The 14,177-nt window shown below is 69.6% G+C and carries 17 protein-coding genes; 10 read left to right on the top strand and 7 right to left on the bottom strand.

Features of this window, described 5'->3' with window-relative positions; genetic code table 11:
- Positions 1-105: 105 nt before the first annotated feature.
- Both AB0L21_RS34675 and AB0L21_RS34670 read right to left on the bottom strand, forming a co-directional pair.
- Positions 106-1,128, bottom strand: a complete 1,023-nt coding sequence (locus tag AB0L21_RS34675; RefSeq protein ID WP_365788233.1) for an NAD-dependent epimerase/dehydratase family protein — start codon at positions 1,126-1,128, stop codon at positions 106-108.
- Between the two features lie 58 nt (positions 1,129-1,186).
- Positions 1,187-1,909, bottom strand: a complete 723-nt coding sequence (locus AB0L21_RS34670) for a lysophospholipid acyltransferase family protein (RefSeq protein ID WP_365700956.1) — start codon at positions 1,907-1,909, stop codon at positions 1,187-1,189.
- A gap of 313 nt (positions 1,910-2,222) precedes the next feature.
- On the opposite strand from AB0L21_RS34670, the gene AB0L21_RS34665 reads away from it, so the two are divergent.
- A complete protein-coding gene (locus AB0L21_RS34665; protein ID WP_365788232.1) occupies positions 2,223-2,891 on the top strand; it encodes an HAD-IA family hydrolase in 669 nt (222 codons plus the stop codon).
- 75 nt (positions 2,892-2,966) lie between these two features.
- Here the strand turns inward: AB0L21_RS34665 and AB0L21_RS34660 are convergent, their stop codons facing one another.
- The 4 genes from AB0L21_RS34660 to AB0L21_RS34645 form a co-directional block, all read right to left on the bottom strand.
- The gene (locus tag AB0L21_RS34660) at positions 2,967-3,149 is read right to left on the bottom strand and encodes a hypothetical protein (RefSeq protein ID WP_365788231.1); all 183 of its coding nucleotides are present in this window, start codon (positions 3,147-3,149) and stop codon (positions 2,967-2,969) included.
- 22 nt (positions 3,150-3,171) lie between these two features.
- Positions 3,172-3,669, bottom strand: coding sequence for an LLM class flavin-dependent oxidoreductase (locus AB0L21_RS34655; RefSeq protein WP_365788230.1), 498 nt, complete (start codon positions 3,667-3,669; stop codon positions 3,172-3,174).
- 448 nt (positions 3,670-4,117) lie between these two features.
- Positions 4,118-4,666, bottom strand: coding sequence for a flavin reductase family protein (locus tag AB0L21_RS34650; RefSeq protein WP_365788229.1), 549 nt, complete (start codon positions 4,664-4,666; stop codon positions 4,118-4,120).
- A 30-nt stretch (positions 4,667-4,696) separates the two neighbouring features.
- Positions 4,697-5,158, bottom strand: coding sequence for a nuclear transport factor 2 family protein (locus AB0L21_RS34645; protein WP_365700950.1), 462 nt, complete (start codon positions 5,156-5,158; stop codon positions 4,697-4,699).
- Between the two features lie 329 nt (positions 5,159-5,487).
- Between AB0L21_RS34645 and AB0L21_RS34640 the strand changes: the two genes are divergently transcribed.
- From AB0L21_RS34640 to AB0L21_RS34630, 3 genes are all read left to right on the top strand, one after another.
- Complete coding sequence (locus tag AB0L21_RS34640) at positions 5,488-6,228, top strand: helix-turn-helix transcriptional regulator (RefSeq protein ID WP_365700948.1); 741 nt, start codon at positions 5,488-5,490, stop codon at positions 6,226-6,228.
- A 171-nt stretch (positions 6,229-6,399) separates the two neighbouring features.
- Positions 6,400-7,053 (top strand): NAD(P)-binding domain-containing protein, encoded by a 654-nt coding sequence (locus AB0L21_RS34635; protein ID WP_365700946.1) that lies wholly within the window; start codon positions 6,400-6,402, stop codon positions 7,051-7,053.
- Between the two features lie 77 nt (positions 7,054-7,130).
- The gene (locus AB0L21_RS34630) at positions 7,131-8,288 is read left to right on the top strand and encodes an NADH:flavin oxidoreductase (protein WP_365701063.1); all 1,158 of its coding nucleotides are present in this window, start codon (positions 7,131-7,133) and stop codon (positions 8,286-8,288) included.
- Positions 8,289-8,404: 116 nt separating this feature from the next.
- On the opposite strand, the gene AB0L21_RS34625 is transcribed toward AB0L21_RS34630, so the two are convergent.
- A complete protein-coding gene (locus AB0L21_RS34625) occupies positions 8,405-9,352 on the bottom strand; it encodes an NADP-dependent oxidoreductase (protein WP_365701061.1) in 948 nt (315 codons plus the stop codon).
- Between the two features lie 211 nt (positions 9,353-9,563).
- Between AB0L21_RS34625 and AB0L21_RS34620 the strand changes: the two genes are divergently transcribed.
- The 6 genes from AB0L21_RS34620 to AB0L21_RS34595 all read left to right on the top strand — a co-directional run bounded on the left by AB0L21_RS34620 (position 9,564) and on the right by AB0L21_RS34595 (position 14,159).
- Positions 9,564-10,583, top strand: a complete 1,020-nt coding sequence (locus AB0L21_RS34620) for an AvrD family protein (RefSeq protein ID WP_365788228.1) — start codon at positions 9,564-9,566, stop codon at positions 10,581-10,583.
- 123 nt (positions 10,584-10,706) lie between these two features.
- The gene (locus AB0L21_RS34615) at positions 10,707-11,411 is read left to right on the top strand and encodes an AAA family ATPase (protein ID WP_365788227.1); all 705 of its coding nucleotides are present in this window, start codon (positions 10,707-10,709) and stop codon (positions 11,409-11,411) included.
- Complete coding sequence (locus AB0L21_RS34610) at positions 11,408-12,406, top strand: beta-ketoacyl-ACP synthase III (protein WP_365788226.1); 999 nt, start codon at positions 11,408-11,410, stop codon at positions 12,404-12,406. Before AB0L21_RS34615 ends, AB0L21_RS34610 begins: the two co-directional genes overlap by 4 nt.
- A gap of 65 nt (positions 12,407-12,471) precedes the next feature.
- Positions 12,472-12,720, top strand: coding sequence for an acyl carrier protein (locus AB0L21_RS34605; RefSeq protein ID WP_365700938.1), 249 nt, complete (start codon positions 12,472-12,474; stop codon positions 12,718-12,720).
- A gap of 123 nt (positions 12,721-12,843) precedes the next feature.
- Positions 12,844-13,542: an HAD-IB family hydrolase gene (locus AB0L21_RS34600; RefSeq protein ID WP_365788225.1), complete on the top strand. Its 699-nt coding sequence runs from the start codon at positions 12,844-12,846 to the stop codon at positions 13,540-13,542.
- On the top strand, positions 13,539-14,159 hold the full coding sequence (locus tag AB0L21_RS34595; RefSeq protein WP_365788224.1) for an AAA family ATPase: 621 nt from the start codon (positions 13,539-13,541) through the stop codon (positions 14,157-14,159). Before AB0L21_RS34600 ends, AB0L21_RS34595 begins: the two co-directional genes overlap by 4 nt.
- Positions 14,160-14,177 lie beyond the last annotated feature (18 nt).

Genomic DNA, 14,177 nt, shown 5'->3' with positions numbered 1-14,177 from the left:
GAGGGCCGGGGCCCGGCACGCCGAGAGCACGCACCTGACGCCGCGCGGCCCGCCCTCCGGGCGGACGACGGGAGTTTGACGACAGGACCTAGCCCCGAGCGACCGCTATGCCGTGCGCCAGGCGTCCTCCGCCGCGTAGTCGAACAGGTCCGGGTAGACCTGGGCGAGCAGCGGAAAGACCTCCCGCCAGTCCCGGCCGCGCAGCGCCCCGGTCAGCCACTCCACCGTCTCCGGCAGGCTCTCGGCGTACGACACCACCGGCCGGTAGCCCAACTCCCGCTCGGCGGCGGACATGTCGCACACCACCGGCCGCGGCACCGACCACGGCGTCCGCCCCACCGAGCCCTCCGGCGGCCCGTCGAGGTACACGGTGCGGGTCTCCACCCCCATCACGGCGTCGATCGCGGCACCGATCCCGGCGACCGTCGGCGCCTGACCGTCACAGGCGTTCAGCACCCGGGAGCCCGGCCGGGCCGCCGCCAGCCGCACCAGCTCGGCGATGTTCCGGACGCTCGCCGGATGGAACCGGCTCTCGCCCCGGTACGCCAGCACCCGGTCGTGCCGCCCGTCCAGCCTGCGCTTCACGAAGTACAGCTCGCGCGGCAGCGGGCTGTACGGCCCGTGCACCGCGCCCGCCCGCAGCACGGTGACCGGCAAGTCGGCGCCGCAGTCGAGGAGTTCCCGCTCCAGTGCGGCCTTGCGGGTGCTATAGGTGGCCTCACCCGGAGCGACGGCCGGCTGGGTCTCGGGGACCGGCACCGGGTAGTCCGGGAAGCCGTCCGGCTCGCCCATCGTGTCGAAGCCCCGTCCCGCGCCGTCCTCGTACACGGACACACTGGAGATCACCACCGCCGAGCCGATCCGGCCCGCGAGCCCCGTCACCTGCCGCGCGTGCCCGGCGTCGTAGGCGACCACGTCGACCAGCAGGTCGCAGCCGTCGCCCACCACCGCGGCGAGGGCCGTGCCGTCGGCGCGGTCCAGCCGGACCGTCCGCACCCCGTCGTCCCACACCGCGTCCCGGCCGCCGCCGCGCGAGGCGGCCGTCACCGCCCAGCCGTCCCGCGTCAGCGCCTCCACCACCGGGCGCCCGATCTGCCCGCTCGCCCCGATCACCACAGCTGTCTTCATACGGCGAGCCTAGGCATCCGGCCCCGGCCCGCTCCCTTCTTTCTGCCGACGGCAGAGGTCAGCTGAGCGGCGCCCGAGGGAACCTGCGTTTCGCGTTCTGCTCCGCCGCCTGCCGTTCCTTGACGACGGCGGCGTACTCGTCGACGTACTCCTGCCCGGACAGTGCCAGGATGGCGTAGATGATCTCGTCGGTGACCGCCCGCAGCACGGCCTTCTCGTGCTCCATGCCGGCATAGCGTGAGAAGTCCAGGGGATCGCCGAAGCGGATGGTCACCGGGCGGATCCTGGGGACGATCTTCCCGGGCGGCTGTGCCTCGAACGTGCCGATCATCGCGCACGGCACCACCGGCACCCCTGCCGTCAGGGCCATGACGGCGACCCCGACCTTGCCCTTGTACAGCCTGCCGTCGTGCGAACGGGTGCCCTCCGGGTAGATGCCGAGCAGCTCCCCCCTGCGCAGCACCCCGAGCCCCTCACGGATCGCGGCCTGCCCCGCGTCCTTGCCGGAGCGGTCCACCGGGATCTGCCCGGCGCTGCGGAAGAAGAACGCGGTGAGCCGGCCCTTCACCCCGGGGCCGGTGAAGTACTCCGCCTTGGCGAGGAAGGTGATGCGGCGTTTCAGCATCGCCGGCATCAGGAAGTGGTCGGAGAAGGACAGATGGTTCCCGGCGATGATCGCCGGCCCCGACGCGGGCACGTGCTCCAGGCCTTCGATCCGGGGCCGGAAGACCACTCTGAGCAGCGGGCCCAGGACCACGTACTTGAGCAGGTAGTAGAACACGGCTCGCTCCTCACTCGACCAGCTCCGCCTGGAACCGGCGTTTCCCCAGGTCAGCGCAGGGATCACGCACATGGGCTGATGTGCGCCTGCCGTCATCTGTAACCATGTTCGAGCGGTCTTATGCTGACCCGTTGGCGAGTCAGCTGATGGCCAGTCAGGTCTGGATGCCGCGGTCCGGCCCGAGGCTCGCCATCGGTCAACTTCGACAGCGATTTTTCCGGTCACGCGACAGCCTGTGTGGCGTGCCCTCAGACTGTGAACTGTCCCCGCCATCCCCGCCATCGCTTGCCGCGCAGCCTGGCATGATCGGCGGATGTCCAGTGAACCTACGCGGCCGGGCCGCATGAAGTGCGTGCTGTTCGACGTCGACGGCACGTTGATCGACGCGGTGAGCAACCAGCGCGAGGTCTGGAGGACTTGGGCGGAGCGGTTCGGGCTGGATGCGGACGAGGTCTACCGGGTGGCTCTGCGGACGCGGCCGACAGAGACGTTCGCCCAGGTCGCTGCGGACCGGGATCCGCGCGAGTGTCTGGCCACGCTGCATGAGCTGGAGGACGAGGACGTCCGATCCGGCGTCTACGCGGCCTTCGACGGCGCGTCGGAGCTGCTGCACGGCCTGCCACTGACGTCCTGGGCGCTCGTGACCTCGAACTACGAGCACCGGGTACGCGGCCGTTTCCTGCGGACGGGCTTGCCGATGCCGGGGGTGATCGTGGACGCGGCTGCTGTCGAGGAGGGCAAGCCCTCGCCCGCACCGTATCTGCTGGCCGCTGAGCAGCTCGGAGCCGAGCCGGGAGACTGCCTGGTGATCGAGGACGCCCCTTCCGGGGTGCGGTCCGGGCTATGCGCCGGAATGACGGTGTGGGGGGTGAACGCCGCCGCCGCGGTGGAGGGCGTGGATCGCCACTTCGTCACTCTGCGTGAGGCGGTTCCTCACATCCTGGCCTTCGTCTCCGACTCCCACGGGAATGCCGCAGCCTGAGCCTGTTCGTCGCGGGACCACACGGTTGCCGAAGAACTGCACGTACGCGGACGACGGCTACCGCGGACGGCCGTGTCAGCGGAAGGCTGCGGTCGCGCTGAGCACGGGCGTGATGATCTCGTCGGCGAGCCATCGCACGACCTGTGAGGGATAGGGGCTGCGCAGGCTCAGCACGATGTGCGTCATGCCTGCGGCGATGAGTTCCGTGATGGCCTCGCGGTCGGCGGCCGGATCGTCGTAGGAGACGATGTACTGCACGGAGCGGGTGATCGTCCGCGGATCACGGCCGATGGCGGCGCAGTGGTCGTCCAGGACGGCGCTGCGCTCGGTGATGTAGTCCAGTGTGCTGTGCGGCGGTCCGGGGATGTTCCGGATGTCGGCGTGCTCGGCGACCAGGCGGAGCGTTCGGTTGCCCCAGCCCCCGATCAGGAGGGGCGGGCCCGGTGTAGTAGCGCCCCTGGAAGTCGAAGACGTCCCGCGTCCACATGCCGCGGAGGATGGCGATGGTCTCCTCCATGCGGGCGATGCCTTCGCCGGGCGGGACGAGCGTGAGGCCGTAGGCGGCGTACTCCGCGGCGGCCGGGTTCTCGCCGGTGACACCGCCCGCGTCGGGTGGCTGGACGGTGCCGCCCACGCCGAGGCCCATGATCAGGCGGCCCCAGGAGATCGCGTCGATGGTTGTGGCGATCTTGCCGAGCACGGCGGGCGGCCGGATCCGATTGCTCGTCACGAGCAGCCCCAGGCGCAGCCGCTGGGTTCTGGCGGCCAGGGCGCTCACGAGCGTCCACCCTTCGAGGATCTGCCCGTCCCCCCTTGGGGCCGGCGATCGGCATCAGGTGGTCCCACAGCCAGGCGTCCGCGATCTCGGGCAGGTCGTCGGCCTCTCACTCGGCATGACGGACGTGACGGTGACCACCTCCGCGAACCCCGGCGATACGGGTCTCCAGCCGTTTCGGGCCGGGCTGCGTGAACCCTGGGGTGCGTTCGACGAGCCGGCCGCGTTCGAAGCGGGCTCCCAGGTGCGGTGAAGCGCTGCGCCCGCAGATCCCCAGGACCCGGTGCGGGTCGCCTCGGCGGGCGTGCCGACCCGCACCGAGCCGCTCGGGAAGCCGCCCGTACGTCCGTGTGACCGCACACCAGATCCCGTACGCGGCACAGCGGTACCGTTCGGCCGGGACCGGAGGATCCCGCGCGCGACCTCGACACCTGGGTGAGGACGACTTCCGTCAGGTCCTCATGGCGGCATCGACACGTGCGTATCGACCTTGGAGGAAGAGCAGCGGGCCCCCAGCGCCCGTCGAAGCAGCCAGGTCGCGTACGCGGCCCAGGACGAACCAGTGGTCTCCGGCGTCGGAGACCGTGTCGATGTCGCACTCGATCCAGGCGATGACGTCCTGGAGAACGGGTGCGCCGTTGGAGGCGCGGTGCCAGCGGATGCCTGTGAACTTGTCGCCGCCGCTGGTGGCGAAGGCGCGGCAGACGTCCTGCTGATGGTCGCCCAGGACGTTCACCACGAACGAGCCGGCACGCTGAATGAGTGGCCAGCTGGTCGAGGACTTGCCGGGAAAGAAGCCGACCATGGGCGGATCGAGGGAAACGGAGGCGAAGGACCCTACGGCGAAGCCGACCGGCTCGCCGTCGGCGATGGCGGTGATCACTACCACCCCGGTGGGGAAGTGGCCCAGGACTCGGCGGAAGTGGGCTGAGTCGATCGGCGGAGGCGCCTTGATCGTCGTGGGCGGCTTGCCGGTTGCCGTGGTCACGTCCGTAGCCATGCGGACTCCCTGGAGGAGAGTGGTGGACAGTCAGTCGTCCTGAAGGGCCAGGTCCCTGATGTTGCGGTTCCCCTCGGCCCAGATGATGTTCATGGTCAGTGCGCTGATGCGCCAGCCGTCTGCCGTGCGGGTCAGGCCGTAGTGGTACTCGCCGCCCAGTGTCCAGGTCGGACCACCGAACGGGTTCGGCAGCAGGTGGGTGGCCTGGAACATCGCTGTGGCGCGCGCGGTGGCTCCCTCGACGGTGACGAGGTGGTTGGAGACCAAGTGCTGTGTGGCCTGGAGGCCTTGGCGGTTGCTGCGCCACTTGCCGATGACGTCCTTGCGCGGGAGCGTCACCGGCTCCCCGCCGTTGAGGCTGGTGTAGTCCAGGCGGATCTCGTCGGTGAACAGGTCGAGGAGCTGGTCCCATTCGCAGTGGTCCAGATGCCACCCCATGCGGGCGCACAGCTCAACGATCTCGTACCGGTCGCGGAGTTGCTGATCGGTCACGGTGAACTCCTTCGTCGGGTGGGACGGTTCGCTGGCGAGTATCGGCAGGGCGGTCCGCGCGCTGCCAGAGCGGATTTCTGCTAGGGGCCGCAGACGTGGTGGTCGAAGCACCAGGGCACCGTCTCCCCGCCGCTCCCATGTGCCCCTGTTTAACCCTCCGTTACGCGTCGTAAAAAACCTTCCGGAAGGTTTGACAGTGCGGGAACGTCCTGTCTAGCGTCGATCACGTGGCCAAAGATTCAACGGTGGGCAGTTCCAGAAGGCAGCGTGAGGCGTTACGCCACTTCCTGCGGTCCCGCAGAGCACGGCTTTCACCCGACGACGTCGGGTTGCTTGCTACCGGTCGGCGGCATACGCCGGGGCTGCGGCGTGAGGAGGTCGCGGTCCTCGCCGGAGTCAGCGCCTCGTGGTACACGTGGCTCGAGCAAGGGAGGGATATCAAGGTCTCGGACGGCGTTCTGGACGCGATCAGTCAGGCTCTGAGACTCGACGACATCGAACGGGCGCACCTCTACCGGCTGGCCGGGGTCAATCCGCCGCAGTCGGTGCCGGCAACCGCGGGACACACAGAGACGTCCCGGCTCCAGCTCATCGTGGACGGCTGGCTGCCGGCACCCGCTTTCGTCGTCGACCGCTACTGGAACACCCTGGCGGTCAATCAGTCGGCACAGTCCCTGCTGGGCGTGGAGGCGGGCGGCCGGAACTACCTCGCGGCGTTCTTCGCCGAGCCGTCCGTTCGCACCCGCTACCCCGACTGGGACAAGCTGGCGACCCGACTGGTCGGTCAGTTCCGTGTCCAGGCGGCACGTTTTCCGGAGGATCCGCGGTTCGACAGGATGGCTCGCAAGCTGTGTGCCACCGACCCGGCCTTCGCCGCGCTCTGGGCCCGGCACGAAACCTGTGACACGGCGACGACGAGTGTGCGGGTGCGACCGCCGGGTCAGGAAAGCGTCCGCTACGAACACCTGATCCTGTCGCTTCTAGAGAACGCGGATCTGCGGCTCATGCTCTACATGCCCCAGGGCAGGCACGTCTCCGCCGAGACCGGTCTCCGGCTGGTGGCCAGTTGACCTTCCTGGCGCAGGGTTCCTCCGCCGCGTCCCCGGTCGTCCGACGACGTCACGACCTGCCGAGCGGCACATCCGTTCCCTGACTGCCTGCAGGGCTGCGCGGCTGCCGGAACAGGCAGACGCGTGTACACACCCACGGAAAGCCAGAAAGCACCCGAAGGAGTTATCACCATGACCAACACCCGCACGTCCCTGCGCATCGGTGTCCTCGGTGCGGGCAATATCGGTCGCCCGATCGGGCGGCACTGGGCGGTGTCCGGTCACGAGGTGGTGTTCGGATCGCGCACCCCCGAACAACTCACAGAGTTCGTGGGCGCCCTCGGCCCGGCCGCGCGGGCCACGACACTGGCCGAGACCGCGGAAACGAGCGACGTGCTCCTGCTGTCGGTGCCCTACGCCGCCTGGGACGACCTCCTGCGGACGGTCGGCGACCGACTGGCCGGCAAGCTCGTCATCGATGCCACCAACCCCATGGGCCTGTCCGAGGAAGGCCGCATCATCTCCACCCTCGACCCGGGCGTGACCCAAGGCCGACACGCCGCGAAGCTGCTGCCGGATGCCACGGTCGTGCGGGCGTTCACGCACATCATGGACGAACTCCTGTGGTCGCGCGGCACGCAGCAGAAGCACTTCTGGGGGATGGCGTACGCCGGCGACGACGCCGGCGCGAAGGATGTCGTCGCCGGCCTGATTCACGACACGGGATTTACCCCCGTCGATCTGGGAGGCCTCGACGACTCCGCCGCACTCGACCCGGGCGGTGTCCTCTTCCCCCACATGTTCACCCCGGCCGACCTGCGCGCGGCGGCCGGCCTCAGCGCGTGAGCGAGCAGGAGAGCCGTCCGGCAACCGGCCGGACGGCGCCACCTGGCCGGGAACCAGCCATCCGAAGGGACAGATTCGTGCCCAGCACAGCTCCGCCTTCCGCCACGGCAGCGCCACTGTTCGGGCCCTTCACCGTGGGATCACTGGCTCTCGAGAACCGGATCGTCATGGCCCCGATGACCCGGGAGCTCTGCCCCGAAGGCGTACCCGGGCCCGAGGTGGCTGCGTACTACGCACGCCGCGCCCGGAACGGCGTGGGCCTGATCATCACCGAGGGGGCCGCCATCGGGCACCCCTCGTCCGAGCGCCGCGCCGCGGTTCCCCGTCTCCACGGTGCCGACGCCCTTGCCGGGTGGGCGAGAGTGACCCAGGCAGTCCATGCGGCCGGCGGCCGGATCGCCGCCCAGCTCATGCACGTGGGTCTGGATCCGCTGCTGTGGGGCGTGACTCCCGCGGAGACGGACGTCGCTTCGCCGGCCGGTTTCGAGCTGGTCAGTCCGTCGGGCATCGATCCGTCGCAGCCCGAGGCGGGCACCGTGGGGCGCGTGATGAGCGACGCCGACATCACGCGTGTGATCGACGCCTACGCCCGTGCCGCCGCGGACGCCCGTCAGGTCGGGTTCGACGCCATCGAGTTGCACGCCGCTCATGGCTACCTCATCGATCAGTTCTTCTGGGCTGTCACCAATCGGCGCAACGATCGCTACGGCGGGGACCTGTCGGCCCGCACACGTTTCGGCGCCGAGGTGGTGCGAGCCTGCCGTCACGCCGTGGGGGAGGATTTCCCGATCTTCCTGCGGTTCTCCCAGTGGAAGGTCGGGCACTACGCGGCGCGGCTCGCCAACAGCCCGGACGAACTCGCGGCCCTGCTCGGCCCGCTGGTGCAGGCGGGGGTGGACGCCTTCCACTGCTCGACGCGCCGGTTCTGGCAGCCCGAATTCGAGGGATCGGATCTCAACCTGGCCGGCTGGACCAAGAAGGTGACGGGCCGGCCCGTCATCACGGTCGGCTCGGTCGGGCTGAAGGACAGCGACTTCCTCACCTATCTCGACGGCAAGGGAGCCGACGTCGGAGATGTCGGTGCGGTCGCCGACAGGCTCGCACAGGGCGAGTTCGATCTCGTCGCCGTGGGGCGTGCCCTGATCGCCGATCCCGCCTGGCCCGCCAAGGTGCGGGGCGGGCACTTGGCCGATCTGGTCCCCTTCGACGCACGAATGCTCACCAGCCTGCAGTGACGCCGTCCACGGCGGTGACGCCACGGCCCGGGTCGTTTTTCGCGGAGGCGGGCCCGGGCCGCGCGCTGTGGGAGCGGGCAGGCTCGTTCGGTGCCCGCCCGCTCCTGCGGCCGGCCTCACGCGCCTCCGGCGACGTCCAGAACGATCTTTCCGAACTTCGGTGCCGTCTCGGCGAGTTCATGTGCCTTGGCAGCTTCGGCAAGCGGCAGCACCGTATCCACCACCGGCGCAAGCCGCCCCTCACCGACCAGCTCGGTGAGGGCGAGCAGACCCTGGCGATCGGGTTCGACCAGCATGAACACCGCACGCTTGTCCTGCTCGGCTGCGTGCCGGACCAGCGCGTCCTCGGGCGGGCCGGGCAGGGTCACCAAGATGCCACCCGGCCGCAGCACGGACAGTGACCGCAGTGCGCAGTCTCCGCCCACGGTGTCGATGACGACATCGACGTCCCGCACGCTGTCGGTGAAGTCCTCGCTGACGTAGTCGATCACGTCATCCGCGCCCAGCGCCACCAGCCCGCCGTGCTGGGACTGTCGGGCGGTCCCCGTCACCTTCGCCCCGAGGGCTTTGGCGATCTGCACCGCGAGGTGGCCCACACCGCCGGCGGCGCCGTGCACCAGTACGTGCTGCCCCGACCGAAGGTTCGCGGTGTCCGTCAGTGCCTGCCACGCCGTGAGGCCGGCCAGGGGCAGTGCCGCGGACTCCCGGTGGCCCAGCCGGTCGGGAGCCTGGACGAAGTGCCGTGCGGGGCCCGCCACGAACTCCGCGTACGCCCCCGCCGGATGCGGGAAGCCCGGCATGCCGATCACCGTGTCGCCCGGCCGGAAGAGCGTGACGCCCACACCCACCGACTCGACGGTTCCGGACACGTCCCACCCGAGCACGAACGGCGGGGAGCCGAGGGTGCCCAGTCCGCCGTCCGCGCGGGTGCGCCAGTCCACCGGGTTGACGCCGGCAGCATGGACCCGTACCAGGATCTCGTTGAAACCGGGCGCCGGCCGGTCCGCACTCACGACAGCGAGCACACCAGGCCCGCCGAATTCGCGCTGACTGATGGCGAGCATCTGCCTCACCAAGGTGTCCTCCTCGTCTCCAGGAACCAGTGCAGGAAAATCGTCGTCACGCCCGGGCCGGAGCGGAAGAGACCGGCATTCCTGGTTTCCCCACCACCACCATGGGCCGTACCAGCAGAATTTCGCTCTGGAAATCCGTCCGGCGACACCGGAATAGTGGCGTCACATCGATTGCACCTGTCGGGAAAACACTGGAGGGTGCATGCCAGTCAGCGGCTCCATATCGCCGAAACTGTTCCATCGCTCTGTCGACGACGTTCTGGGACCCAGGGAAAGACGCTTCTTCGGTGAGGGTTTCAAACGGGCCGAGCACCGGGTGTGGCACGTCTCCGTCGCCCCCGGGCCTGATCAGACGGCGCGCGCCGATGCCCGCGTCAGCGTGCGTTACCCCCCGGACTGGTCGCGCAAGGGCGACGCAGACCAGCGTCCGCACCTGTCCACCGTGGACGTCCTGGTGATCGGCGCCCAGCTCAGCGAGGTGCACCTGGCGCATGTCCTCGGGCTGAGCCCGGATCAGCGCGCACGGGCGGTGCTCCAGCGGGTCCGCATCAAAGCGGGCACGTCCCCGGTCGAGGAGGACCTGGCCGACTTCGCCGCCACCGCTCAGCTCGTGGCAACCGGCCCGTCCGGCCAGGCGGCCGGCCTCTTCGTCAGCACCGTGGAGTGCGTGGTCGGCACCCTGCGGATGCGGTGCGAGATCCGCCACGAGGCGGGCGTCCCGAACCAGGCCCCCGGCTCCTACGCATCACTGCGTGACCTGCTCGGTGACCCGCGTCCGCGGCTGTTCGGCGAGGGCTTCACCGCCCGCAGGCAGTTCGTCGAGGACGTCGTGGTCGACCCGCGGACCCGCGAGGCCGCCGCCGCCGTGCGCGTGACCACACGGCAGGACGTTCCCTCGCCTGCTGCCGGACTCGAGGGCGCGCATCACGACCGCGCGTCCGCGATCGACGCGTTCGTCATCGGGCTCCAGCTGGGCCAAGTGCTGCTCTACGCGCTCGACGACGTGCCACGCGCCAGGAGCAACACGCTGTGGATGCGCGAGACGGTGCTCCAACTCGATCCGCTGCGGGCTCCGCTGCCCGCGACCTCGACCGTGACCACGCGGCTCGAGCGCTGCAAGCGGCTCGAAACCAGCAAAGGTGAGGTCTGGCGATCGGCGGACATCGTCGGCGAGTTCCTCGGCGTGCGTCTGTGCTGCTCGGTCGCCCACCTCCTGCCCTGACCCGCTGTCCGCACCCGGTCGGCCGCCGGCCCGCCCCGCAGGACGGGCGGCATCCCACGAGCCGCCGCTTCTCATTTCCATGGATCTTCCGGGATCCGCAGACTCAAAGAAAGCAGAAAACTCATGAACCTGGCCATTTCCGGTACGTACTCGGTGGGCAAGACCCTGACCACCATGGCCGTCTCACACCTGACCGGACTTCCGCGCAGCGCTGCGAAGACGATGCGTGAACTGCTGCCGATTTCCGTGCCGGGGAAAACCCTCGAAGAGTGCACGGCACCCGAGATCATCATGCTGATCATGCGACGCAACCAGGAGCGCGCGGTCAACGAGAGCCACCTGCCCGGCGGATTCGTCTCCGACGGGTCCTCGCTCCACGAGTGGTGCTACGGGACCGTCCGCGTCCTGGTGGGCATCAACCCGAACGACTCGGTCAACCTCGAGAACGTCGAGATGACGGACGAGATACGGTTCTTCTCCGAGGTCATGGAGCAGATGGGCATCCCCGCCAAGCAGCACGCCAAGGCCTCGTACGACTCCTTCGTCCACCTGCCCATCGAGTTCCCGCTGGTCGAGGACGGCCACCGGCCCGTCAACGAGCGCTTCCGCTCGCTGGCGGACGAGATGCTGCTGAAGGTCCTCGACGAACTGCGGATCCCGGTGCACATCGTCGGCGGCACCATTCCGGAACGGCTGCAGAAGATCATGGACATCTACGACTTCACACCCCAGATGTCCATCGACGAAGCCATCGCCCGGGCCCAGGAGGACTACGCGAAGATCGACACCACCAGCGAGACCGACCGCGCGCCGGTCACGGCGGCATGAGCGGCGCGGGCGTTCTCGCCGGGCTGGGCACCGCTCTGCCGGCGCGGCTGGTCACCAACGAGGAGCTGTCCCGGCACCTGGACACGGACGACGAGTGGATACGGTCGCGGACCGGCATCAGGCAGCGCTACTGGAGTGACGGGGCGTCCACCGGTGACCTCGCCGTCGAGGCGGGGCGGCGGGCGCTGAAGGCCGCGGGAACGGACACGGTGGACCTGGTGGTGCTGGCCACCACCACCCCCGACCACCCGTGCCCCGCCACCGCTCCGGACGTCGCGGCCCGGCTGGGCCTGAACGGAGTCGCGGCGTATGACGTCGCCGCGGTGTGCAGCGGTTTCGTCTACGCACTCGCCTCTGCGGCCGCGCACATCACCGCCGGTCTCGCGGGCAGTGCCCTGGTCATCGGTTCCGAGACCTACTCCACCATCCTCGATCCGCAGGACCGGACCACGTCCGTCATCTTCGGCGACGGTGCCGGTGCGGCCGTACTGCGGTCGGGTTCCGTCGACGAACAGGGGGCGTTCCTCGGATTCGACCTCGGCAGCGACGGGGCACTGAAGGACCTCATCATGATCCCGGGCGGCGGGTCACGCGAGCGGGCCGGGGCGGTACGCCCCGAGCCGGCCGGGACATACTTCACGATGCAGGGCAAGCCGGTGTTCCGGCACGCGGTGACGCGGATGGCTTCGTCGGCCGACGCGCTGCTGGGCCGTACCGGCTGGTCGCCGGCGTCCGTCGACTGGTTCGTGGGACACCAGGCGAACGCGCGCATCCTGCACGCCGTCGCCGATCAGCTCGGCATCGACGGCGAACGCGCTGTCATCGATCTCGACCGAGTCGGCAACACCTCGGCGGCCTCCATTCCCCTGGCGCTGTCGCGTGCCGTCGGGGAAGGGCTGCTCTGGCCAGGTGCCCGAGTGCTGCTGAGCGCGTTCGGCGGCGGAGTGACCTGGGGATCCACAGCACTGCTGTGGCCCGACATCACCGCCCTGTGAGGTCCGCGCGTCGCATGCGAGCGGCGACCGGACCATTCATCCTCCTGCGTACGAAGGAGAACGGCATGACCGATCCCACGGTCGCGCGCATCATCGCGATCATCCGCGAGCACTTCGACACCGGTGACACGGAGGTGTCGGCGGTCACCGACTTCGAGTCCCTGGAGTTCGACTCGCTGGTCCTCGTGGAACTCGCGGTCATCCTCACCCGTGAGTTCGGTGTCGAGGTGACCGACGAGGAACTCGCCGACGGCAAGACCATCGGCGAAACCGCAGCCGTCGTGGCCCGGAAGAGCGCCGCTCTGGCCCGATGACCCCGCAACAGTCACCCGTCTCCAGCGAGGAGAGGTGACCGACCCGGGTGGGGAGGGTGCCGTCGGCGCCCTCCCCACCCGGGTCTTCCTTCTTTCGCCCACTTCCCGCCACACAGGAGAAAAGTGCCTGACGTCCCACGGTCCGCGGCCTTCTTCGACATCGACGGAACGCTGACGGCCACCACCACCATGTTCGATTTTCTCGCCCATCACCTGTCCGTTCGCGGCAGGTCCTCCGAGTACGCCGCACTGCGCGATCGACTGCGCGCCATGACGGAGGCCGGTGCGGGCCGCGCCGACCGGTGCCGTGCCTACTACCGCGTCTATGCGGGGACGGATGAGTCGAGTCTTCTCACCGAAGGCGAGCGATGGTTCCGCGACCGGGTCGGAACACCCGGCTTCTTCAACGAGCCCGCACGTGCCGCGTTCGGTGCCCACGCCGCCGCGGGCGATCTGACAGTCCTCGTGTCGGGTTCGTTCGCCGCGTGCCTGGAACCGCTCGCCGAGCACCTCGGCGCCGACGTCCTGCTGTGCTCGCGCCCCGAGGTCCGCGACGGACGCTACACGGGCGCCGTCACGACTCCGATGATCGGCGCCGCCAAAGCCGCTGCGGTGTCCCGTCTCGCCGCCGAGCGCTCACTGTCGCTGAAGGACTCCTACGCGTACGGGGACCACTTGTCCGATGTCCCGTTCATGGAGCTCGTCGGCAATCCGGTCGTCGTCGGTCGCGATCCCGGGATGGTCCGTCATGCCCGCGCACGCGGCTGGCGGTGCCTGGAGCACTCCCCGCTGCCGGGGACGGCACGGGGGAGCAGGTCATGACGCGCAGCCGCCCCCTACGGATCGCCGTCGCGGGCGCCTACGGCAACGGCAAGACGACGCTCACCACCGAGCTGTCCCGGCAGCTCGGGCTCCCGCGCACCCATGGCTCGCCCATGCGCGACCCGGCGGGAGGATCGGGCAAGTCGTTGGAGGACTGCACGGACCCGGAGCTGATTCAGCTCGCCGTCCGCCGGTTCACCGAACGGGTGGTGGACGAGGCCCGCTGGGCGGAGGGGTTCGTCTCCGACGGATCGGTCCTGCACGAGTGGATCTACACCAAGGTGCGTCTGGTGCTCGGCCGCCTGCCCACTCCGTCCGCCCGGCTCGACTCCACCTCGCGGCCGGCCGTGACCGCGGCGTACGAAGAAGTCACCGATCAGATCGGCCTGCTGGCCCAGGAGTACGCCTGCGACACCTATGACCTGGTGGTGCATCTGCCGGCCGACGTGCCGTTGCCCGAGGGGCACCGTCCGATCAGCGAGCACTTCCGCCGCGTGTCCGACCAGCTTCTGCTGGAGACGCTGGAGGCCTGGCGCATCCCGTTCCAGGTCGTCACCGGCAGTGTCCAGGAGCGGGTCCGCCGGTGCCGGGAGCTCGTCGAGACCTGGAGCGCGTGAGCAGCGACATGCGCAAGG

Source organism: Streptomyces sp. NPDC052721 (assembly GCF_040678315.1).
Taxonomy (GTDB): domain Bacteria; phylum Actinomycetota; class Actinomycetes; order Streptomycetales; family Streptomycetaceae; genus Streptomyces.
Note: the sequence above shows the minus strand (reverse complement) of the source record. Positions and strands in the feature narration are given on the sequence as shown.

Excerpts from the sequence above, each read along its gene's own strand:
- AB0L21_RS34675 (WP_365788233.1), bottom strand. The coding sequence starts at position 1,128 with ATGAAGACAGCTGTGGTGATCGGGGCGAGCGGGCAGATCGGGCGCCCG.
- AB0L21_RS34665 (WP_365788232.1), top strand. The coding sequence starts at position 2,223 with ATGTCCAGTGAACCTACGCGGCCGGGCCGCATGAAGTGCGTGCTGTTC.
- AB0L21_RS34650 (WP_365788229.1), bottom strand. The coding sequence starts at position 4,666 with ATGGCTACGGACGTGACCACGGCAACCGGCAAGCCGCCCACGACGATC.
- AB0L21_RS34635 (WP_365700946.1), top strand. The coding sequence starts at position 6,400 with ATGACCAACACCCGCACGTCCCTGCGCATCGGTGTCCTCGGTGCGGGC.
- AB0L21_RS34625 (WP_365701061.1), bottom strand. The coding sequence starts at position 9,352 with ATGCTCGCCATCAGTCAGCGCGAATTCGGCGGGCCTGGTGTGCTCGCT.
- AB0L21_RS34620 (WP_365788228.1), top strand. The coding sequence starts at position 9,564 with ATGCCAGTCAGCGGCTCCATATCGCCGAAACTGTTCCATCGCTCTGTC.
- AB0L21_RS34615 (WP_365788227.1), top strand. The coding sequence starts at position 10,707 with ATGAACCTGGCCATTTCCGGTACGTACTCGGTGGGCAAGACCCTGACC.
- AB0L21_RS34610 (WP_365788226.1), top strand. The coding sequence starts at position 11,408 with ATGAGCGGCGCGGGCGTTCTCGCCGGGCTGGGCACCGCTCTGCCGGCG.
- AB0L21_RS34605 (WP_365700938.1), top strand. The coding sequence starts at position 12,472 with ATGACCGATCCCACGGTCGCGCGCATCATCGCGATCATCCGCGAGCAC.
- AB0L21_RS34595 (WP_365788224.1), top strand. The coding sequence starts at position 13,539 with ATGACGCGCAGCCGCCCCCTACGGATCGCCGTCGCGGGCGCCTACGGC.